Annotated in this window: 21 protein-coding genes; 10 read left to right on the top strand and 11 right to left on the bottom strand. The window is 59.8% G+C overall.

Features of this window, described 5'->3' with window-relative positions; genetic code table 11:
* Window positions 1–80: 80 nt before the first annotated feature.
* Complete coding sequence (def, locus tag RBB49_RS03305; RefSeq protein WP_306141230.1) at window positions 81–599, top strand: peptide deformylase; 519 nt, start codon at window positions 81–83, stop codon at window positions 597–599.
* Window positions 600–620: 21 nt separating this feature from the next.
* Complete coding sequence (locus tag RBB49_RS03300) at window positions 621–1,253, top strand: MarC family protein (protein ID WP_306141229.1); 633 nt, start codon at window positions 621–623, stop codon at window positions 1,251–1,253.
* A 452-nt stretch (window positions 1,254–1,705) separates the two neighbouring features.
* Here RBB49_RS03300 and RBB49_RS03295 read toward each other — a convergent pair whose 3' ends face one another.
* Window positions 1,706–1,828 (bottom strand): hypothetical protein, encoded by a 123-nt coding sequence (locus tag RBB49_RS03295; protein ID WP_306141228.1) that lies wholly within the window; start codon window positions 1,826–1,828, stop codon window positions 1,706–1,708.
* 265 nt (window positions 1,829–2,093) lie between these two features.
* Here RBB49_RS03295 and fmt point away from each other — a divergent pair, with 265 nt between their 5' ends.
* Genes fmt through truA form a run of 3 tightly spaced genes read left to right on the top strand, consistent with a single transcriptional unit; the run spans window position 2,094 to window position 4,426 of the window.
* A complete protein-coding gene (gene fmt, locus RBB49_RS03290) occupies window positions 2,094–3,053 on the top strand; it encodes a methionyl-tRNA formyltransferase (protein ID WP_306141227.1) in 960 nt (319 codons plus the stop codon).
* The gene (locus RBB49_RS03285; RefSeq protein ID WP_306141226.1) at window positions 3,050–3,589 is read left to right on the top strand and encodes a GNAT family N-acetyltransferase; all 540 of its coding nucleotides are present in this window, start codon (window positions 3,050–3,052) and stop codon (window positions 3,587–3,589) included. The genes fmt and RBB49_RS03285 overlap by 4 nt, the downstream gene beginning before the upstream one ends.
* Window positions 3,590–3,604: 15 nt before the next feature.
* Entirely contained in the window at window positions 3,605–4,426 is an 822-nt protein-coding gene (truA, locus tag RBB49_RS03280) for a tRNA pseudouridine(38-40) synthase TruA (protein ID WP_306141225.1), read from the top strand.
* Between the two features lie 26 nt (window positions 4,427–4,452).
* On the opposite strand, the gene RBB49_RS03275 is transcribed toward truA, so the two are convergent.
* From RBB49_RS03275 to RBB49_RS03265, 3 genes are all read right to left on the bottom strand, one after another.
* The gene (locus RBB49_RS03275; RefSeq protein ID WP_306141224.1) at window positions 4,453–4,911 is read right to left on the bottom strand and encodes a hypothetical protein; all 459 of its coding nucleotides are present in this window, start codon (window positions 4,909–4,911) and stop codon (window positions 4,453–4,455) included.
* Between the two features lie 111 nt (window positions 4,912–5,022).
* Entirely contained in the window at window positions 5,023–5,802 is a 780-nt protein-coding gene (locus tag RBB49_RS03270) for a DUF2189 domain-containing protein (protein WP_306141361.1), read from the bottom strand.
* Between the two features lie 312 nt (window positions 5,803–6,114).
* Window positions 6,115–8,358 carry a mechanosensitive ion channel family protein gene (locus RBB49_RS03265; RefSeq protein WP_306141223.1) on the bottom strand — a complete coding sequence of 748 codons (2,244 nt, stop codon included), beginning with the start codon at window positions 8,356–8,358 and terminating at the stop codon, window positions 6,115–6,117.
* A gap of 282 nt (window positions 8,359–8,640) precedes the next feature.
* On the opposite strand from RBB49_RS03265, the gene RBB49_RS03260 reads away from it, so the two are divergent.
* The 3 genes from RBB49_RS03260 to RBB49_RS03250 are packed head-to-tail and all read left to right on the top strand — an operon-like array spanning window position 8,641 to window position 10,830.
* A complete protein-coding gene (locus RBB49_RS03260; RefSeq protein WP_306141222.1) occupies window positions 8,641–9,012 on the top strand; it encodes a DUF805 domain-containing protein in 372 nt (123 codons plus the stop codon).
* A 46-nt stretch (window positions 9,013–9,058) separates the two neighbouring features.
* Window positions 9,059–10,240, top strand: coding sequence for a succinyl-diaminopimelate desuccinylase (gene dapE / locus RBB49_RS03255; RefSeq protein WP_306141221.1), 1,182 nt, complete (start codon window positions 9,059–9,061; stop codon window positions 10,238–10,240).
* A 5-nt stretch (window positions 10,241–10,245) separates the two neighbouring features.
* Complete coding sequence (locus RBB49_RS03250; RefSeq protein WP_306141360.1) at window positions 10,246–10,830, top strand: hypothetical protein; 585 nt, start codon at window positions 10,246–10,248, stop codon at window positions 10,828–10,830.
* A gap of 49 nt (window positions 10,831–10,879) precedes the next feature.
* Here the strand turns inward: RBB49_RS03250 and dapD are convergent, their stop codons facing one another.
* Window positions 10,880–11,731, bottom strand: a complete 852-nt coding sequence (gene dapD / locus RBB49_RS03245; RefSeq protein WP_306141359.1) for a 2,3,4,5-tetrahydropyridine-2,6-dicarboxylate N-succinyltransferase — start codon at window positions 11,729–11,731, stop codon at window positions 10,880–10,882.
* 481 nt (window positions 11,732–12,212) lie between these two features.
* On the opposite strand from dapD, the gene RBB49_RS03240 reads away from it, so the two are divergent.
* Entirely contained in the window at window positions 12,213–13,118 is a 906-nt protein-coding gene (locus RBB49_RS03240; protein ID WP_306141220.1) for a DMT family transporter, read from the top strand.
* Window positions 13,119–13,168: 50 nt separating this feature from the next.
* On the opposite strand, the gene RBB49_RS03235 is transcribed toward RBB49_RS03240, so the two are convergent.
* Window positions 13,169–14,215, bottom strand: a complete 1,047-nt coding sequence (locus RBB49_RS03235) for an alcohol dehydrogenase family protein (RefSeq protein ID WP_306141219.1) — start codon at window positions 14,213–14,215, stop codon at window positions 13,169–13,171.
* 66 nt (window positions 14,216–14,281) lie between these two features.
* On the opposite strand from RBB49_RS03235, the gene RBB49_RS03230 reads away from it, so the two are divergent.
* Window positions 14,282–14,803, top strand: a complete 522-nt coding sequence (locus RBB49_RS03230) for a TetR/AcrR family transcriptional regulator (RefSeq protein WP_306141218.1) — start codon at window positions 14,282–14,284, stop codon at window positions 14,801–14,803.
* Between the two features lie 32 nt (window positions 14,804–14,835).
* Here RBB49_RS03230 and RBB49_RS03225 read toward each other — a convergent pair whose 3' ends face one another.
* From RBB49_RS03225 to RBB49_RS03205, 5 genes are all read right to left on the bottom strand, one after another.
* Complete coding sequence (locus RBB49_RS03225; protein WP_306141217.1) at window positions 14,836–15,705, bottom strand: LysR substrate-binding domain-containing protein; 870 nt, start codon at window positions 15,703–15,705, stop codon at window positions 14,836–14,838.
* A gap of 589 nt (window positions 15,706–16,294) precedes the next feature.
* On the bottom strand, window positions 16,295–17,038 hold the full coding sequence (locus RBB49_RS03220) for a pyrimidine 5'-nucleotidase (protein ID WP_306141216.1): 744 nt from the start codon (window positions 17,036–17,038) through the stop codon (window positions 16,295–16,297).
* A complete protein-coding gene (gene argB / locus RBB49_RS03215) occupies window positions 17,035–17,922 on the bottom strand; it encodes an acetylglutamate kinase (RefSeq protein ID WP_306141215.1) in 888 nt (295 codons plus the stop codon). Before argB ends, RBB49_RS03220 begins: the two co-directional genes overlap by 4 nt.
* Before the next feature lie 371 nt (window positions 17,923–18,293).
* Window positions 18,294–18,941, bottom strand: coding sequence for a ribosome biogenesis GTP-binding protein YihA/YsxC (yihA, locus tag RBB49_RS03210; protein WP_306141214.1), 648 nt, complete (start codon window positions 18,939–18,941; stop codon window positions 18,294–18,296).
* A 9-nt stretch (window positions 18,942–18,950) separates the two neighbouring features.
* Window positions 18,951–19,631: a CatB-related O-acetyltransferase gene (locus RBB49_RS03205; RefSeq protein ID WP_306141213.1), complete on the bottom strand. Its 681-nt coding sequence runs from the start codon at window positions 19,629–19,631 to the stop codon at window positions 18,951–18,953.
* Between the last annotated feature and the right edge of the window lie 70 nt (window positions 19,632–19,701).

Below are 19,701 nucleotides of genomic sequence, written 5' to 3'. Positions count from 1 at the left end.
GGTACGCGAACGTTGAAAACACGCGTGAAGCCCTTGATTTCCGCGTTGACCGCCGCCGCGCGATTGCCTATGTCAGGCGCATGACAAAACGCCCGATCATTACTATCCCGGACCCGGTCCTGCGCGAGGTCTGTGCACGCGTTGCGACTGTGGACGACGACATCCGCGCGCTCTCCGACGATATGCTGGAGACCATGTACGACGCGCCCGGCATTGGTCTGGCAGCAAGCCAGATCGGCATTCTGAAGCGCATGTTCGTGCTGGATGTCGCCAAGGAAGACGCGCCGAAGGAACCGATGGTGTTCATCAACCCGGAAATCGTCTGGTCGAGCGAAGACATGTCGGTCTATCAGGAAGGTTGCCTGTCGATCCCCGAGTATTTCGAGGATGTCGAACGTCCTGCCGAGGTGACCGTGCAGTTTCTGGACCGCGAGGGTGCGCAGAAGGAAATCAAGGCCGACGGATTGCTGGCAACCTGCATCCAGCACGAGCTTGACCATCTCAACGGGAAATTGTTCATTGACTACCTGTCGAAGCTGAAGCGCGACAGGGTCGTCAAGAAATTCACCAAGCAGGCAAAACTCGCCGGCAAAGTCTGACAGTAGAAAGGGAGCGGACCTATGGATCAGGAGTTGTTCCTGAAAACCTTTGCCGCGCTCTTTGCGATCATGAGTCCGATCGCCAACCTGCCGGTTTTTCTTGCGCTGACCTCCGATCGCGGTCCCGCATTCGAGCGCAAGGTCGCCTTCACGCTGCTGATCAGCCTGTCGGCGGGTGCCCTTGTGATCGGCCTGACGGGCGACATCATCCTAAAGGTGTTCGGCATCAGCCTCGACGCGTTCCGCCTCGCCGGCGGCTTCCTGATCCTCCTGATTGCGCTTGACCTGATCCGCGGCCAGAGCACGCCCGTGCATCACGGGACGGACAAGGAAAAGGAGAACATGAAGGCGCAGGACAATCCGGCGATCTATCCGCTGACGGTGCCCATTCTCCTCGGACCAGGGTCGATCTCGACCATGATCATCTTTCGCGGGCAGGTGCACGATTTCAGCCAGGAAATCGCCTACATCGCTGCCGTGGCCGCATCGATCGCCGTGCTGATCGCAACCTTCTTCTCCGCGCCCTTCCTGCAACGGTTTCTCGGCGAAACCGCAAACAGCGTCATGAGCCGCCTCATGGGAATGATCCTTGCAGCCATCGCCATGGAAATGATGACCGACAGCCTCAAGGCCCTTTGGCCGGGTCTGGCTTAAGCCGCTAGAAATAGCCCGCTCTAGAACTTTATCCTGAGGAAACGTCTCAGCGTTGCTTGAGCGCTGTCTGGAGGCAAGGGAGGCTCGCATCTTGTTTGTTCGTCATCCCCGGCTTGATCGGGGACCCACTCGTTTCCAGAAAGTCTGTTGTTTGATGGAAGGGAGATCCCGTCGGTGTCTGCATCTCATGACACATATTGCGGAAACTTGGATTGGATCCCCGATCAAGTCGGGGATGACCCGTTAGAGAAAGCAGCACCTCCTTCTGAGGAGGACTAAAGGTCTGGTCTCGAAGGATAGGTGGCAAGCTAGGCGCCGCCCCGGTCTTGAACCGGGGCCTGTTCGGGTGGAACACAGGAGGTCCCGGATCAGGTCCGGGACGGCGGTGAAGTCAAAGATCATTGTGAACCAGTATGCAGCGTGGCTGCGCTTGTCCGCAATGATGAAGAGGCTTAGGTGATGGACTCATAAATGAGACTGAAATGGCATGCGAAATGGCGAAATCCCGTCAGGAAGGGTGTGCGGAGCGGGCTTTCTGCCCGGTCGAGCACCCTGACGCCACGGGGTGTAGCCATTTTCATGTCCTTCGGATTTGACCGGCTTGCTCCTCCTCCGCGTTGCGAAAGGCTTGAAAATGCGCCGCATTTCCTGCGCTTTCGCGCCTTGATAAGAAGCAAGCCGTCTCAAACCATTTCGGCCTCATTCATGAGACCATCACCTGGTTCACTCCCTGGATAAGTCCGTGAACCGCCTGTGGCCACCTGCGCACTTGCCCGCAATCGCTTAAGGCGCAATAAGGGGCCAAATCCTGGTATCACCGGTGAAGCTCAAAGGAGCCACATGTCTCTTCGCGTTGTCTTTATGGGCACCCCCGAATTTTCGGTGCCGACCCTTATGGAAATCGTCGGACAGGGTCACGACGTCATTGCCTGCTATTCGCAGCCGCCGCGCCCGGCCGGCAGGGGCATGGATCTGAAAAAGTCACCGGTTCACGAAGCTGCCGAGTCCTTTTCGATTCCGGTCTTTACGCCCAAAAGCCTGAAGGACGCCGAGGAACAGGAGAAGTTTGCCTCGCTTGATGCCGATGTTGCGGTTGTCGTCGCCTATGGTCTTCTATTGCCCAAAGCCGTCCTCGACGCGCCGCAATTCGGCTGCCTCAACCTTCATGCCTCGATGCTCCCCCGCTGGCGCGGCGCTGCTCCCATCAACCGGGCCGTCATGGCGGGCGACACGGAAACCGCCGTTCAGGTCATGCGCATGGAACAAGGCCTCGATACCGGCCCTGTCTGCATGTCTGAAACCGTTGCCATCGGCCCCAACATGACGGCTGGCGAATTGCATGATCAATTGTCCGGTCTTGGCGGTGACCTCATGGTGCGGGCCCTTGCCGCCCTGTCGCGCGGCGGGCTCGGCGAGCAGGCACAGGCTGAAGATGGGGTCAGTTACGCTGCAAAGCTTTCAAAGCAGGAGACAAGGATTGACTGGTCGAGGACGGCCGAAGAGGTGCACAATCACATTCGTGGCCTGTCGCCGTTTCCCGGTGCCTGGTGTGAGATGCCGCTTGGGAGCAAGCCGGAACGGGTGAAAGTTCTCCGAAGTTCGGTTGCCACCGGCGACGGAGCTCCGGGAGCCCTCATCGATATGACAGACGTTCCTGTCATCGCCTGCGGTTCCGGCGCCGTCCGTCTTGAGCAGGTGCAAAGAGCGGGCAAGAAGCCCATGAGCGGGTCCGATTTCTTGCGCGGCGCATCTCTTCGCGAAGGGGCGCGCCTGGACAAGGGTGACAGGAGAGATGAATGAGCGATGACATGATTGCAGGCAATCTCACGGTCCGCGATGTCGGGGCAAGGGACGAAGCCGACGTCCGCAAGCTCGTGGCGGCTGCTTTCCCATCCGACATGGAAGCGCGTCTGGTTGAAAAACTGCGTCACTGCGGAGCGCTTGTGCTGGAACAGGTCGCACTGAACGCGGATGGAAAGATACTCGGCCATATCGCCTATAGCCGTGTCACACCGGCGGCAATCGGTCCGGGGCAGGGGCTCCAGGTTGCCTGTCTTGCACCGGTTTCGGTCTGGCCGGAGGCGCAGCGGCAGGGCGTCGGTACCGCCCTGATCACCGCTTCGCTTAAGAGACTGAACGAGCTTGGGGAAGACCTTGTCCTCGTTCTTGGGCCGCCATCCTACTATCCGCGCTTCGGCTTCGATCCGGTGCTGGCGCGCAAGGTTCAAGGACCTTACGCGGGCGATGCCTTCATGGCGCTCGCATTGACCGAGGCCGGTTCGCGCGATCTGCCGATTGAAGTCGCCTTTGCCACTCCGTTCGAAGAATTTGAATAACAGAGCTTTACTAGGATGCCGCGATACAAGCTTACGGTGGAGTATGACGGCCGCCCATTTTGCGGATGGCAACGGCAGGCCAACGGACCCTCCGTGCAGGCCGTGGTCGAGCGCGCCATCAAGGCGTTCTCGGGCGAAGAGGTCACGATCGGCGGAGCCGGGCGAACGGATACCGGTGTCCATGCCACCGGGCAGGTCTGTCACGCCGACCTGTCGAAATCCTGGCCGGTCAGAACGGTCATGGGAGCGATGAATTTTCATTGCCAGCCGGATCCGGTGGTGATCCTCGATTGTGAGGAAATGCACGAAGGGTTCGACGCCCGCTTCTCCGCTATCCGCCGCTCATACCGGTACCGTATCCACAACCGCGTTCCGCCGCTGACCCATCAACTCGGTCTGGCCTGGCACGTCAAACCGGATCTTGATGCGGATGCGATGAACGCGGCCGCTCAGGAATTCGTCGGCCACCACGATTTCACGACGTTCCGCCATGCACGCTGCCAGGCGAAAAGCCCCGAAAAGACGCTTGAGAATTTCAAGGTCTACCGGGAAGGTGAATTCGTCATCGCCGAGTGCTCATCCCGGTCGTTCCTGCACAACCAGGTCCGGTCCATGGTCGGTTCGCTGAGACTTGTCGGCGAGGGCAAATGGGGTCTGGGGGCGATCACGGAAGCACTTCAGGCCCGCGACCGCAAGGCCTGCGGCCCGGTCGCGCCAGCCGACGGTCTCTATCTCACCCGCGTTGATTACCGCCCGGCCGAAACGGACGTCGAGCTGTTGCGGGAATGGCAGGTGCGAAAGGCCGAAATTGACGCCGCGGTCGAAAAAGGGGAGTAGGTGCGGGACAGCGTGTTGCCGCTTCCCTAACCGAAACCGCCGAAAATATCGCCGAGATGGGTCAGGATATACCCGATGATGATCACGCCCGCGATGATCATCACCGTCCAGACGAACAGCTGAAACCCGATCGCGATGCCGCCGAAGCCGACCGCGGCAATGGCAACGCGCCTGTTCTCCCTGAGGACCAGACTGACGACACCCAGGATCACCGCAAGTCCGGCAAGAACATAGGCGGCTGTGGCCAGCGAGCGGTCGAGGCTCCAGGGCTGAGCCTCGGGCGGCGGCAACTCTTCCCCCTTCAGTTTCTTCAGGGCGGACGAACTTATGTCTGCAGCGATTTCGCCGATCGATTGTCCCACGGTCGGCTGCGGGTCGAGCGGACCTGCGCTGTGCAGGAAAAGCGCCAGAACAAGCGCGATCGCACCCAATGCCATGCCGGTCAATCCCGACCAGGGTGTTCTTGCCTTAACTGTTTCGCTCATTCCCATCCTCGCGCCGGTGATGAACTTGCGTCGCGCGCGCACTCTGCCACGGCGAGGCTAAGGTTGTCTTTACCGAAGCCGCGCCAATTCGCAGATAGCCGCAAACCTTCGTTAAGGTGTCGCGTCTGACGGGCTCTTCTCGGGGATGACGACACATTTCTTGTAAAGATGCCAGGTCGTGTGTCCGAGAACGGGCAGAACCACGATCAGGCCGAGAAATGCAGGCACCATCGAGACAATCAGCAGCGCCGTGACGACGATCGCCCAGCCGATCATCGGGATCGGTGACGTGACCACCGCACGGACGCTGGTGATCATCGCGGTAATGAAATCCCTGTCTTCCTCCAGCAGAAGCGGAAAGGAGACCACCGTCAGGGAGAACAGGATCAGCGACAGGATGGCTCCGACAACATGTCCGACTGCGAGGAACATCAGGCCTTCCGGTGTGGTGATGACCTCCGTCAGGAACTCGTCGAATGTGGCAAAGGACTTGAACCCCAGGAACAGGGCGAGCAGAAGCCTGACCTGGTACATCCACATGATCTGGATGAAGAGCACGACAAAGGCCATCCAGGACAGTTCGCGCCCCTTTTGCGCCCACATCGTGCCAAGGATGGCGGACCAGGAAAGCTCCTCGCCTGAGGAAAGCCGCCTGCTGACTTCGTAGAGACCGACCGCGGCAAACGGACCGATCAGCACGAAACCGGCTGCGGCCGGATAGGACAGGTAGCTCATTTTCAGGGCGGCGGCACTCAGGATCACGAAGAGGCCGCCGACGGCGAAGAGGGCGCCGATCGCGAGACCATAAACCGGTGCTGCACGGAAGTCGGCAAGCCCGCTGGCCAGTGCATCGATGACATCGTTGGCGGTAATCCTGTTGACGAGCGGCATCGGCCGGAGCGTGTCTTTCGCTGCGGTCCGCGATGTCCCGGTTGCCGGTTCGTTGCCCGTTCCGTGCTCACCCGGGGTCGTCGTATTCTCATTCATGTGCCAGCTTCCTCCCAAAAGCCGATTAAAAGAAGCCTGCCCTCCTACAGACGTTCAATTCTAGGCATGGAAGGCGGCATCGCTCAATGAGGAGAAAGGCTTACGTTTCCCGGCTTGTTGAGCAGGCCGGGAAGTTTCACATTTCGATGTATCCGGGCCGGGACCCGAATGGTCGTGACCTGCTGCACGGGGAACCCGGCAAACAGGTCTTTGCAGTCAAGCGGGCGGTTTGCCTGTTTCGGCAGCCGAGGCGGCCGCCGCCGCCGACGCAAGTGCCTCTTTCTGCTTGTCGTCCAGGTTGGTGTTTTCCGGAAGCTGCACCCGGACTTCCTTGCGTGCGAACTGGATGTCGTTTTCTTCAAACGCCCTTTGCACGCGCTTGTAGATTTCCTTCCGCACGCCGAACTGCTTGCCCGGCTTGGTGGTGAACTTTCCGCGCACGACGATGCCGACATCGTCCACGTCGGCGACACCCTGTCCCTTGAAGGGCGCGAGCAGATCGTCCTTGAACTCTTCCATCTCCATGATTTCCTGACCGATCTTCTTGAAGAGCTTTCGCACCTTTTCGACATCGGTATCGAACGGAACGGTGAATTTCAGCTTCATGATCACCCAGTCGCGCGACAGGTTGGTGAGCTTCGGGATCTGGCCATAAGGAACGATGTGAACCGCGCCTTTCGTTCCGCGCAGCTGCAGCGAGCGGATCGAGATCTTTTCGATCGTTCCCTGTGTGCCGCCCGTATCGATGAATTCGCCAAGCCGGAACGCATCGTCCATCAGGAAGAAAACGCCGGAAACGACGTCCTGCACCAGTGTCTGTGCTCCGAAGCCGATGGCAAGGCCGATTACGCCTGCACCGGCCAGCAGCGGTGTGATGTTGATGCCGAGCTGGCTGAGCGCAAGCAGCGCGGTGAGGGTGATGATTGTGATCTGCAGAACCACGCGCATCAGCGGCAGGATCGTTGCAAGGCGAGACTTGCCGGCCCCGCCCATTTCCGCGTCATCGTCCTGGGACTCCGCCGGGGGAGAATCCTTAGCCAGCTGATGGGCGACCCAGAGGTTCGTGATCTCCCACGCAAGGTAGCCGGCTGCCAGGATCAGGAGGAAGATGACGCTGTTGCGGGCAACCGCAGAGCCGTCATCGCCGCCGAGTGCCAGCAGGTTCAGACCGTAGATGCGGCCAACGACCAGGACGAGAAACGCCAGCAGGGCCACGCGCGCAATGCGGACATAGCTGTGCCGTGTCTGCAGGTGGGCGGCTTCGGCAACCGGACCCTCACCCTGCATGGGCGGCACGATATGGGAAACGATGCCGCGCACCATCGTGTCGAGGAATGGCGCGAAAACAACAAGTGCGATCACGGCCAGAGACCGGCCCGCGGTCAGGGCGTCAACGCCCATGCTCGCGGTGAACTGAACCAGCAGCCAGTTGAAGGCAATGAACGCCATGGAGAAATAGGGCCAGAACCGCGCCATGCGCTCCAGGCCCGATGTCGGATCGTCCTCATCTCCCAGGATGATGCTGGTCAGCCCGTGCCGGGCTTTCCAGATCACCGCAATGATCCAGGCATTGACGCCGAAGCCGACGAAAAACCGGAACGTGCCGCCCGCATCCGTACCGGCGCCCTCCATCAGGTTTCGCAGGAAAAAGGCGACGCCGACCACGGCGAAGAGGGTGGTGAAATTGTGATAAAGCGATCTTGCCGTTGGATCGTCGGCGGTGACGAGGCGCAATTCGCTCCGGTTTGGCGCGAGGGCAAAGCGCAAAAGTGCGGCGACGAGCCTCGGCATGAACACGATCCAGAAGACCGCCTGAAGCGCGTAGGACCGCGTCACCGGATCAAAAACCGCGACGCGCGCGACAATGAGCGCAATCACGGCGAAGATGATCAGACCGCCAAGGTCGAGGCCGGCACGCGTCGACACGAGTTTGACGGTTTCAAAGAGGCTTTCCGGCGACTTGTTCTGGATGGTGTCCCGCCGGGTGGCCATCAGGCGGTTGACCAGGAACTCGCCAGCGAAACCCGCTGCGAGAATGAGTGCGATGGCACCGATCAAGATGTGGATCGGGCCCGCGATCGCGCCGGAAAACAGCGCTCCGATGGCGGCAAAGAGACTGGTGAACAGGTCGGGCAGGTTCTGGAAGTGACCGGCCACCATGCCGCCGAAATTGCCCGCCGCCATTTGCAGCTGCGCAACGAACCCGGGGCCTTCGGGAGCCGCGGCCGCTGCTTCGCCCGCTGCGGCGCTTTGCTGCAGCAGGGTCATCAGATCCGTGAGGGCCTCGACCTGCTCGGGGTCGAGGTCCGACACCAGCTTTTGCATGGCTTCAGGCTGAAGCGGTGGCGGCAACTCGGACGATGTGTCCTGTGCCGATCCTGTTGACGGTGCCAAAGCGAAAAAGGAAACGAAGAGTGCTAACGTGCAGGTGAATATGAGTTTTTGTATAGCACCGGTCATGATGGGGCCCCCCGACGGTGTGGTATTGAAGCATCTCAAATAAGACATGCTTGCGGTTCAAAATCCATAAAAATTCCGCGGCGTAAATTCCAGTATGTGGACACTTTGCGCGTCCTTACGGATACCCCTGGCAACTTTTGCGTTGGTCTGAAGGAACGACGGCGCTTGATCCCGGACGCGTATCCGTCTACCTCCGTGTCCGGAACTAATTTACGCGAGCCGGTTTGAATGAACACACCCCCTCAGAGCGCGAATATCGCACCAGGTCCTGTTTGGGCCCTCATGAGTCCTTTCGGCCGCATTGGCAGGGAGCCTTACTGGCTCTGTTTCGCGCTTGTCTGGGTCATCATAGGAATGGCCATCCGCATCTGGTTCTTGTCCATTCCGGGCATTCCCAACCCTGAGGATGTGACGCCAAGCGCCTTCGCCGGTTCAAATCCGCTGTTTCCGCTCTTGTTTTTTGCACTGCAATGGTTCGAACTCGCCATCGTGATCAAGCGGTTCCAGGACATTGGTCAAAGCGGTTTCTGGGCCCTGCTCATCTTCCTGCCGGGGATCAATCTGATTGTCGTGCTGGTGCTCGGGTTCATACCCAGCCAGATGCAGGCGAACAAGAATGGCCCATTGCCAAACAGCTATTGGCGCAAGAGCTGACCTTATCCAATTTCCATCATATTTGTGTCGTGAGATCCTGATTGCCATGCCGTCAAACGTCGTCTCCATCGCCCAGGACCTGATCCGCTGCCCTTCCGTGACGCCAGCGGAGGGGGGGGCTTTGGCCAGGCTTGAAGAACTCCTGGCAGAGGCGGGCTTTTCCGTCTCCAGGGTCGTTTTCACGGACGAGGATACGCCAGACGTTGAAAACCTGTTCGCAACGATCGGATCGGGGCAGCCGCATTTCGTCTTTGCAGGACATACGGATGTTGTGCCGGCAGGCGCCGAGGATGACTGGAGCCACGGACCTTTCAGCGGTGACATTTCCGGCGGTGTCCTGTACGGCCGCGGCGCGGTCGACATGAAAGGAGCCGTAGCCGCCTTTGCCGCCGCCGCCCGCGAGTTCCTCGACGCTTACGGCCCGGATTTCGGTGGTGCGATTTCCTTTCTGATCACGGGCGACGAGGAAGGTCCAGCCGTGAACGGGACGGTCAAGCTGCTTGAGTGGGCCCGGAACCAGGGGCACAGCTTCGATGCCTGCATCGTCGGTGAACCGACCAATCCGGAGGCCCTGGGCGATGCGATCAAGGTTGGCCGCAGAGGCTCGCTTTCCGGCACGATCACTGTCTCCGGCACGCAGGGACACGCTGCCTATCCGCATCTTGCCGACAACCCGATTCCCGGCCTCGTTCGTCTTCTGGCGGCGCTCGATGCCTTGGAACTCGATACGGGCAACGAGCGGTTCCAGCCCTCGAACCTGGAAATCGTGACGGTGGATGTGGGCAATCCGGCTTTCAACGTCATCCCGGCTCATGCTCGGGCCCGGTTCAACATCCGCTACAATGACGAATGGTCGCTCGAGAGCCTCAAGGCGAAAATTCAAGGGATACTTGGGGCTGTCCAGCTTGGTGATCTGAAACTCGACCTGGAGTTCAAGCGCGATGCCAGTGAATCGTTCCTGACGAAGGACGAAGCACTGATTGAAACGCTGGGAACAGCGGTTGAGATGGAAACCGGGCGCAGACCCGAATTGTCGACCGGGGGCGGCACGTCCGACGCACGGTTTATCAAGAATTACTGCCCGGTCGTCGAATTCGGGCTTGTCGGTCAGACGATGCACAAGGTTGATGAATGTGTCAGCGTTGACGATCTTGAGCGCCTGACCGCCATCTACAAACGATTTCTCGTAAGCTATTTTTCAGAGGAACCGGGAGCGTCTCGAACTTGATTAGCATGAACGAAATCCGGGCAGCCCTCGACGGGTCCTGGCTGCTGCTGCGCAACCGGCCCGAAGGACAGGCCTATTTCGACCAGTCGCTTCAGGGATTCTGGCGTTCGTTCCAGGTCATCTTCCTGCTGATCCCGCTCTACCTTCTCAATGGTCTGTTTGAAAGGCAGTTCTTCATCGCGGAAAACATGTACCACCCGGAGGGCTTTCCGGACGGTGCCTACTGGACGGCGCTGTTTTTCGGCCATGGCGTCAACTGGATCGCCATGCCGGTTGTCCTTGCGCTGATTGCCGCGCCCATCGGCATTTCCCAGCGCTATGTGCCGTTCATCGTTGTCCGCAACTGGTCCAGCCTTTTGACGGCTGTTCCCTACATGATCACCTATATCCTGTTTTTGCTCGGCATCATTTCGCCAGGCATCACCATTTTGCTGGCGCTGACCAGTCTGCTCGCGATCCTCTGGTATCATTTCCTGATTGCCCGGATTGTGCTTCAGGCATCGATCAGTCTTGCGATCGGCGTCGTCGTCCTTGAATTTCTTCTGTCACTCGTGATCGAGCAAGTGGTCGGTATCTTGTGGCGGGTATGAAAAACCCCGCCACTTGGGGCGGGGTTCGGTTGCGTCGAAAGGCTGTCGATCAGTCGCGCAGCAGTTCGTTGATGGCCGTTTTCGATCGCGTCTGTTCATCGACCGTTTTCACGATGACGGCGCAATAAAGGTTGGGGGCGGCTTCCCCGTTGCCCATCAGGCTGGACGTTGGCATCGAACCGGCAACGACAACCGAGTAGGGCGGGACTTCGCCGTAACTGATCTCGCCGGTCATGCGGTTCACGATCCTGGTCGACTTGCCGATATAGACACCCATGCCAAGGACGGAGCCTTCGCGCACAATACAGCCTTCGACAACCTCCGAGCGGGCACCGATGAAGCAATTGTCTTCAATGATGACCGGGCCGGCCTGCAGCGGTTCCAGGACGCCGCCGATGCCGACGCCGCCGGACAGGTGAACATTCTTGCCGATCTGCGCACAGGAGCCGACCGTTGCCCAGGTGTCGACCATGGTTCCTTCATCGACATAGGCACCGAGATTGACGAAGGACGGCATCAGGACGACGCCCTTGCCGATGAAGGCCGACCGGCGCACCGTACAGTTCGGCACGGCCCTGAATCCTGCCTGTTCAAACTCAAGTCCGCTCCAGCTGTCGAATTTCGAGGGGACCTTGTCCCACCAGACAGCTTCTCCCGGTCCGCCCTTGATGACTTCCATCGCGTTGAGCCGGAACGACAGCAGCACGGCTTTCTTGGCCCACTGGTTGACACTCCAGTCGCCGTCCTTCTTCTCCGCAACGCGCAGCTGGCCGTGGTCGAGCAGGTTGAGTGTGGTCTCGACGGCATCGCGGATCTCACCTGTTGTGGCGGTATCTATGGAAGCGCGGTCTTCAAATGCCGCGTCGATAATCTGGGACAGGGCGGCAAGGTCGTGAGTCATCTGGCTGAGGTCTCCGGGCATGAATGGTTTCGTGCGCGGACCTAAGCCGCCGGACCAAGCCCTGTCAAGCATTGCCGGGATGGCAAGTGTTCCGGAGGCGACATTGCGCCGCCAGCAGCCGGTTTCCGCTCGGGCGACGCATCCGATACGCGGCCTCATCCTGAGGAGCGCGCTTGCGTGCATCTCGAAGGATCGTCGGCTAACTCAGAGCATGCGGCCCATCCTTCGAAACAGCGCTGCCGCGTTTCCTCGGGATGAAGTCATTGAGTGTAAGTTAGTCATCCCGGCCAAGCGCAGCGCGAGCCGGGATCGGGGGAGGTGCGAGGCCGACTGGTTTTCGGTGTCCCCCCGGCATGTTCTGCCTAATTTGGCTGTTGGCTATATTGAGCAAAAATAACGTGACCCTTGCCGTTTTCGCTAGTTTTCAGGAAAAACGAACGGCGTAAGATGATCTGACATCAACTGAAGCGAGTCGGCTGGCGTGGAACTCTGGATCCCGATCACGATATTTGCTGCATTTTGCCAGAACCTGCGCACGGCAATGCAAAAGCATCTGAAGGGCAGGCTCGGCAACACCGGTGCGACCTTTGTCCGTTTCGGCTACGGTGTTCCCTTTGCGCTGATTTATGCAGCGGTTCTGCATTTCGTGCTCGGCAGCCCGTTGCCCGCGCCGACCATGACACTCGTTGTTGCAGGCGCGCTTGGAGGGCTGGCGCAGATCGTGGCGACCTTCCTGCTGATCTACCTGTTCTCTTTCCGCAATTTCGCGGTCGGGACGGCCTATTCGAAAACCGAGCCGATCCAGGCGGCGCTGTTCGGACTGGTCGTGCTCGGCGAACACGTCACCTGGGTCGCCGCTTTTTGCATCTTGGTCGGCATCGCCGGGGTCATTGTCATTTCGCTTGCGCGCGTGCCGCTCACCGCATCGGCGGTGCGCTCTTCGCTTTTCGGCCGGCCCGCCCTGATCGGGTTTGCATCGGCAGCCTTCTTCGGTGCGTCGGCAGTGGCCTATCGCACCGCGTCCCTGTCGCTGGAGGGAACGACGGTCGCCATGCAGGCGGCGACCGCTCTTGTCTATGCAACCGTGTTCCAGACCCTCGCGATGACGATCTGGATGAGCATTCGCGAACCGGAGGAACTGCGCGCCAGCCTGAAGGCCTGGAGGGCTGCGATCTGGGTGGGCGCGTCGGGCGTTGCAGGGTCCATCGGCTGGTTCACGGCCATGACATTGCAGAATGTCGCCTATGTGCGCGCCTTGGCCCAGATCGAATTGGTGTTCACGTTCCTGGCCTCCTGGCTGGTGTTCAAGGAGGTGATCACGCGGTCGGAAATCGTCGGTTGCCTTTTGATTGTTGCGGCCGTCATCGGCATCATTCTGGCGGCTTGAGGCAACGCAGAGCCGTGCGCAAAGCGACACGGTCGCCTCGGCATTTACTCTCAGGAAACCGTGAGGACGATCTTGCCGATGTGCCCCTTTTTGCCGAAAGCGTCCTGCGCGGCGGTGATCTCGCGTAAGGGGTAGGTTTCGGCAACAAGCGGTTTGATTTCCCTGCGCTCGATCCGGGTGACCAGATTGCCGAAGACCTGCGGTTCCAGAACCGTGCAGCCGAAGAAGCTGAGATCTTTCAGATAAAGCGTGCGCACGTCCAGCTCCACCATGGGTCCTCCGATTGCACCGGAAACCGCATACCGTCCACCCGGTTTCAGGATATCGAGCAGGGAAGGCCACTTTTCGCCGGCCACAAGGTCGATCACGACGTCGACCGAATTCATTCCGAGTTCACCGGCATAATCCGCATCCCTGTCCAGGGTCCGGGCTGCTCCCAGCTCTAGCAGAGCGCCGGACTTCGACGGGCTCGTAACCGCGATGACGGTCGCGCCCCGGGCCTTTGCCAGTTGGATCGCAGCAGATCCGACACCACCTGACGCCCCGGTAACGAAGACCGTGTCCCCAGCCTTGACGCCGGTCCGTTCAAGCATGTTTTCAGCCGTTGAGTAGGAACAGGGAAAGGAGGCCAGCTCGGCGTCGGTCAGATCGCAGCTGATTGCATGGGCATGGCGTGAGGCGACTTTCGTGAACTGGGCAAAGCCACCGTTGCATTCCGACCCGAAATACCAGGGCGAGACGAGGTCTTTGCCGTCCGCTTCCCTGAGGCAGGGTTCGATGATGACCCGCTCACCGATCCGTGCCGGGTCTACGCCTGCGCCGACGGCTGTGATCGTACCGCAGACATCCGCACCCTGGATCAGCGGAAGTTTCAACGCAGTGCCGGCCCAGGACGCGTCTTCGGCGTCATTGTCACCCTTCGAATACCAGCCGATGCGTGTGTTGACGTCCGTGTTGTTGACGCCGGCCGCAAGCACGCGAATGAGAACGTCTCCGGGCCCCGGGCGCGGTATGTCGAGATCCTCACGCCACTGCAACATTTCCGGTCCACCATGACCGGTCAGGACGATGCCGTGCATTTTTTCGGGTACGGACATGGGAATTCTCCGGTAGAATGATTGTTCTACTTGCTCAAGTAGAGGATTTATTCTACCTCGTCAACCATGACCGACACGAAAACCAGAATAGCCGCCGGGCTGGAAAGAGCGTTTGCGGAAAACGGGTTTGCGGAACCGAATATCGACAGTCTGCGCGAGGCGGCGGGGGTCAGTCTGAGAACCCTCTACAAATACGTGCCGTCGCGGGAGGAAATGGTGCTGTGTGCTCTGGAGCATCGTCACCGGCGCTACATGGAGTTCGTGTTTGATCAGGCGGAGGCAGCGGATGAACCGGTGCTGCATTTCCTCTTCGACAAAGTGTCCGGCTGGATGGCGTCGGAAGCGGCGCACGGATGCCTGTTTCACGCCGCTGTCGCCGCCGCGCCGCGGGACGAGCGGCTCCGTGCACTGCTTGCAAGACACAAGAAGGAAGTTGCCCGGGCGGTGGCAGAGCTGTCGGGCCTGCCGGACCGGCAAGGCGAGATCACCCTGATTGTGGAAGGGTTGATGCAGGACTGGCCGCTCCATGGCGACAGGGCGACGGAGAGCGCAAAAAACCTGGGCGACCTTCTGGTCAAGGCGGGCTGAGCAAGACCGGAATCTGTCTTGTATTTTCCTGGTTAGGCCCCTGCAGACCCCTGCAGCCAGTCCCGGAACGCTGCGACCGGTCTGGTGAGCGTCCGGACAGGCGATCTCACGAACCAGTACCCGGTCTCCAGCTCCCGCACTGTCCAGTCCGGTGACACCAGGTGCCCGGCCTCCAGTTCCTGGGAGACGAATCGGCGGTCGATCACGATGACGCCCATGCCGGCAATGGCTGCCTGGATTGCCAGGTCTCGGCTTTGCAGAACCGTGCCGGAGTTGATGTCGTCATGGCTGATACCCGCTGTTTCCAGCCACTCGGTCCAGTCGCTTCGCCGGGCGGAGCTGTGCAGAAGCGGCAGGTTCTTAAGGATTTCTGGATCCGAACTGTCCTTGCCGCTCAGAAGGCCTGGCGCCATTGCGACGGCGAGATGCTCCTTCCACAAGAGATGGCTCTCGACGCTGGGCCAGCTTCCGGTGCCGAGCCGGATCGCGCAGTCGTAGTTTTCTCGATCGAGATCCACCATCCGCGTGGATGTCGACAAGAGCAGCTCGACATCGGGTTGCTCGGCCTGAAATTCCGGCAGGCGCGGTATCAGCCAGCGCGTGGCGAAGGTGGAAACAGTGCTGATCCTGAGTTCCGTTCGCCCGCGCCGCTTGAAACTGTCGACTGCTTCTTCGATCCTGTCGAAGGCGTCGCCAAGGCTCAGCGCGAGCCGCTGCCCCTCATCCGTCAGAGTCAGACCCCGCCCGTCGCGATTGACCAGTGTCGCCCCCAACTCGCTCTCGAGCTTGCGCATGAGGTGCGAGAGAGCCGACGGAGAAACTCCGAGTTTTTCCGCCGCAATGGAGGCGCGGCCATGGCGGGCCAGAAGGGAAAACGCATGAAGGGCTCGGAGCGACGCCATGAACGGACAAGTTCCACCTGATGAGTTTTCCTCAATCTAGAGCAGAATCTCCGGACTTGATAGCGCCGCGTTGATGCAACGCCGGACCGGGCATCAACCAGGGAACCCCGGGACAACATCTCAACGCACACACCTCATCCTGAGGAGGACCGGAAGGTCCGTCTCGAAGGATCGGCGGTATGCGCTGAGTGCGCGGCCCATCCTTCGAGGCGTCGCTGCGCTCCGCACCTCAGGATGAGGTGTTCTTTGAAAAATAGCGTGAAGCTTCAGACTGCACGCTCCCTCATCCTGAGGAGGACCGGAAGGTCCGTCTCGAAGGATCGGCGGTATGCGCTGAGTGCGCGGCCCATCCTTCGAGGCGTCGTTGCACTCCGCACCTCAGGATGAGGTGTTCTTTGAAAAATAGCGTGAAGCTTCAGACTGCACGCTCCCTCATCCTGAGGAGGACCGGAAGGTCCGTCTCGAAGGATCGGCGGTATGCGCTGAGTGCGCGGCCCATCCTTCGAGGCGTCGCTGCGCTCTGCACCTCAGGATGAGGTGGTGTTTTTGAAAATAGTGTGAAGCATCAGATCGCGCACGCACTTCGCGTCTATCGCAAGGCCCCCAGAACGGCTTTCAGAAATCCGGTCAGATCCTCGGTGACGAAATCCACATGTGGGTAAGGATCCCCCTCAAGGTCCCAGCTTTCCTCGAAGACGGACCGCGAACCCGTCGGGATGATCAACGCGGTCCGCATTCCGAGCGTATGAGGAACCTTCAGGTTCTTCGGCAGGTCTTCAAACATTGCGGCCCGGGCTGGCGAAATGCCGGTCAGTCCGATGAATTTGTCATAGGTCTCACGATTCGGCTTGGGCACGAGATCCGCTGACACGATATCGAAAATGTCCTCAAAGTGGTCGGAAATGCCGAGGGCAGCCGCCGTGCGTTCCGCATGCGGTCGGTCGCCATTGGTGAAGATGAATTTCTTGCCCGGAAGCGCTTCGATCGCAGCCGCAAGGTCCGGATTGGGCGCAAGCCCCGAATAGTCGATGTCATGCACGAAGGCGAGATAGTCGTCCGGATCGATGTTCTGCGTTGTCATCAGGCCGCGCAAGGTGGTGCCGTACTCATGGTACAGCGCCTTCTGATGCACCATTGCCTCGGAACGGTTGAGATCCATGATCTTCTGGACGTAGAGCGAGATCTGCTCGTCGATCTGCGAGAACAGGTCCGCTTCATGCGGATAGAGCGTGTTGTCCAGGTCGAACACCCAGGCTTCAACGCCCTTGAACACCCGCAGATCCTGGCGGTGTGCGTGCTGGCCTTCCAGTGGCAGGATGCGTTTTCCGGTCACGGGCGTATCAACGTCCCTGCGCCGCCGTCGGTGAAGAGTTCCAGAAGCACCGCGTGAGGCACCTTTCCGTTCAGGATCACCACGCCTTCGACACCGCGCTCGAGCGCTTCGATGCAGGTCTCTACCTTCGGGATCATACCGCCCGATATCGTCCCGTCGGCCATCAGTGCACGGGCCTTTGAGACGGTCAGCTGCTTGATCAGGTTGCCTTCCTTGTCGAGAACGCCTGGCACATCTGTCAGGAACAGCAGTCTTTTTGCATTTAGGGAGCCGGCAATTGCCCCTGCGGCCGTGTCTGCATTGATATTGTAGGTTTCGCCGTCTTCGCCATGTGCGACCGGCGCGACGACGGGAATGATGGCTTCCTTCAGGACAAGCTTCAGGACCGTCGGGTCGACGCTTGCCGGCTCGCCGACAAAGCCGAGATCGATCACGCTTTCAATGTTGCTGTCCGGATCCACCATGGTGCGCTTGAGCTTGCGCGCAGTGACGAGATTGCCGTCCTTGCCGCACAAACCGACAGCGCGCCCGCCCTCGGCGTTGATCATCTGGACGATCTCCTTGTTGATCGCCCCGGCCAGCACCATTTCCACCACCTCGACGGTGGCCTTGTCGGTGACGCGCAACCCGCCCTTGAACTCGCTCACGATGTTCAGCCGCTGCAGCATCTTTCCGATTTGCGGTCCGCCCCCGTGGACAACGACCGGGTTGACGCCGGACTGGCGCAGCAGCGTGATGTCGCGCGCGAAGGCCTGTCCGAGCTCCGGATCGCCCATGGCGTTGCCGCCATATTTGACGACGACGGTCTTGTCGTCGTAGCGCTGCATGTAGGGCAGGGCATGCGCGATGATATGCGCGCGGCTGGACATGTCGGGATTTGTCATCGAGGCTTTCTATTCAACTGGGCCTAGGTGATGGACCGATAAATGAGGCCGAAATGGTTTGAGGCGGCTTGCTTCTCGTCAAGGCGCGGAAGCGCAGGAAATGGGATTCATTTTCAAGCCTTTCGCAACGTGGAGGAGGAGCAAGCCGGTCAAATCCGAAGGACATGGAAATGGCTTCACCCCGTGGCGTCAGCGTGCTTGACCGGGCAGTAAGCCCGCTCCGCACACCCTTCCTAACGGGATTTCGCCATTTCGCATGCCATTTCAGTCTCATTTATCGGTCCATCACCTAAGGAACACTTTCAGGGGTTTCTGCTATAACCGGTTTGCCAGAGCGGCACAAATCGGGGGTTCAACGCAGATCTCGAACGCTACTGATTGGCCAGAACACAAAGCTCTGCTCGCAGTTCGTCGATCCCCTTGTTCTTTTCCGAAGACGTCGCGACGATCAGCGGATGCGCCGCGACGCGCTTGGCTAGCGCTGCTTCGGTCTCGGAAATGAGACGGGCCAGCTGCGGTGGTTTGATCTTGTCAGATTTCGTGAGCACCACCTGGTAGACAACGGCGGCCCTGTCCAGAAGAGCCATCGTGTCCAGGTCGTTTTTCTTGATCCCGTGCCGGCTGTCGACAAGCAGGATCACCCGGCGCAGGTTCGGCCGGCCGCGCAGATAGGAAAAGACCAGGTTGGTCCAGGCATCGACAAGCTCCTTTGGTGCCTGCGCGTAGCCGTAACCGGGCATGTCCACGATCGTCAGCGGTGTGTCCGGTGCAACGAAGAAATTCAGCATCTGCGTCCGGCCGGGCGTTGACGAGGTTCGGGCGAGGCCCTTGCGCCCCGTCAGCGCGTTGATCAGGCTGGATTTGCCGACATTGGACCGGCCGGCAAAGGCGATTTCCGTGCCCGCCGCGTCCGGAAGGTTGGACATGTCGGTCACGCTGGTGAGAAAGTCCCAGGGGCGGGCAAACATCAGCCGGCCCGCTTCCAGGTCTTCCTGCGAAAAGGTTTGTTCGTCGCTCATGGGCTGCTTTTAGCTTGCCTTTGATGTTCCGTCGAGGCCGGGTTCTGCCTCAAGGGTGGCCTGTTCAAGCCTGTCGATATCCGCACCCCAGATGGCTTTCAGGTTTCGGGAGATCTTTTCGATCGGCCAGTCCCACCACGAAACGCCGAGAAGCCGTTCGATCGTTGTCTCGTCGTATCTGAGGCGCACGACCCGGCCCGGATTGCCGACGACGACGGCATAGGGCGGAACGTCGGTGGCCACAACAGCATGCGCGCCGATGATGGCGCCCGAGCAGATCGTCACCCCGGGCATGACGGTGGAGTTGGTCCCGAACCAGACGTCATTGCCGACGATCGTGTCGCCGCGCAAATGGCCAAAGATCGTCTCGGGATCGAATTTCTCCATCCATTCTTCCGCGAAGATATGGAACGGATAAGTGGAAAATCCGGTCATGGCGTGGTTGGCGCCGTTCATGATGAAGCTGGTTCCGCACGCCAATGCGCAGAATTTCCCGATCCTCAGCCGATCGCCGATATTGTCGAAATGATAGCGCACGTTCCGGTTTTCGAAATCGAGCGCGTTTTCGAAGTCGTGATAGTAGGTGTAGTCGCCCACTTCGATGGTGGGACGGGTGACGACGTTTTTCAGGAAAACGGTGTGGTTTTCGCCGTGGAACGGATGAAGTGTGTCTGGGGACGGGCCGTGCATAGGACCTCCGGTAAGCAAGTGTCAAGGGAAGAGAATGTGCGTATGTGAACGCATTCGACCTGCCGGTCGG

The sequence above is a fragment of the Roseibium sp. MMSF_3412 genome (assembly GCF_030733265.1).
Classification (GTDB): Bacteria; Pseudomonadota; Alphaproteobacteria; order Rhizobiales; family Stappiaceae; genus Roseibium.
The sequence above is the reverse complement of the archived record's forward strand: the minus strand, read 5'-3'. Positions and strand labels throughout refer to the sequence as shown.

What these genes read in the sequence shown, in the direction of transcription:
- def (WP_306141230.1), top strand. Translation starts at nt 81, where the DNA reads ATGACAAAACGCCCGATCATTACTATCCCGGACCCGGTCCTGCGCGAG.
- RBB49_RS03300 (WP_306141229.1), top strand. Translation starts at nt 621, where the DNA reads ATGGATCAGGAGTTGTTCCTGAAAACCTTTGCCGCGCTCTTTGCGATC.
- RBB49_RS03295 (WP_306141228.1), bottom strand. Translation starts at nt 1,828, where the DNA reads ATGGCTACACCCCGTGGCGTCAGGGTGCTCGACCGGGCAGAAAGCCCG.
- fmt (WP_306141227.1), top strand. Translation starts at nt 2,094, where the DNA reads ATGTCTCTTCGCGTTGTCTTTATGGGCACCCCCGAATTTTCGGTGCCG.
- RBB49_RS03285 (WP_306141226.1), top strand. Translation starts at nt 3,050, where the DNA reads ATGAGCGATGACATGATTGCAGGCAATCTCACGGTCCGCGATGTCGGG.
- truA (WP_306141225.1), top strand. Translation starts at nt 3,605, where the DNA reads ATGCCGCGATACAAGCTTACGGTGGAGTATGACGGCCGCCCATTTTGC.
- RBB49_RS03275 (WP_306141224.1), bottom strand. Translation starts at nt 4,911, where the DNA reads ATGAGCGAAACAGTTAAGGCAAGAACACCCTGGTCGGGATTGACCGGC.
- RBB49_RS03270 (WP_306141361.1), bottom strand. Translation starts at nt 5,802, where the DNA reads ATGCCGCTCGTCAACAGGATTACCGCCAACGATGTCATCGATGCACTG.
- RBB49_RS03265 (WP_306141223.1), bottom strand. Translation starts at nt 8,358, where the DNA reads ATGACCGGTGCTATACAAAAACTCATATTCACCTGCACGTTAGCACTC.
- RBB49_RS03260 (WP_306141222.1), top strand. Translation starts at nt 8,641, where the DNA reads ATGAGTCCTTTCGGCCGCATTGGCAGGGAGCCTTACTGGCTCTGTTTC.
- dapE (WP_306141221.1), top strand. Translation starts at nt 9,059, where the DNA reads ATGCCGTCAAACGTCGTCTCCATCGCCCAGGACCTGATCCGCTGCCCT.
- RBB49_RS03250 (WP_306141360.1), top strand. Translation starts at nt 10,246, where the DNA reads ATGAACGAAATCCGGGCAGCCCTCGACGGGTCCTGGCTGCTGCTGCGC.
- dapD (WP_306141359.1), bottom strand. Translation starts at nt 11,731, where the DNA reads ATGACTCACGACCTTGCCGCCCTGTCCCAGATTATCGACGCGGCATTT.
- RBB49_RS03235 (WP_306141219.1), bottom strand. Translation starts at nt 14,215, where the DNA reads ATGTCCGTACCCGAAAAAATGCACGGCATCGTCCTGACCGGTCATGGT.
- RBB49_RS03230 (WP_306141218.1), top strand. Translation starts at nt 14,282, where the DNA reads ATGACCGACACGAAAACCAGAATAGCCGCCGGGCTGGAAAGAGCGTTT.
- RBB49_RS03225 (WP_306141217.1), bottom strand. Translation starts at nt 15,705, where the DNA reads ATGGCGTCGCTCCGAGCCCTTCATGCGTTTTCCCTTCTGGCCCGCCAT.
- argB (WP_306141215.1), bottom strand. Translation starts at nt 17,922, where the DNA reads ATGACAAATCCCGACATGTCCAGCCGCGCGCATATCATCGCGCATGCC.
- yihA (WP_306141214.1), bottom strand. Translation starts at nt 18,941, where the DNA reads ATGAGCGACGAACAAACCTTTTCGCAGGAAGACCTGGAAGCGGGCCGG.
- RBB49_RS03205 (WP_306141213.1), bottom strand. Translation starts at nt 19,631, where the DNA reads ATGCACGGCCCGTCCCCAGACACACTTCATCCGTTCCACGGCGAAAAC.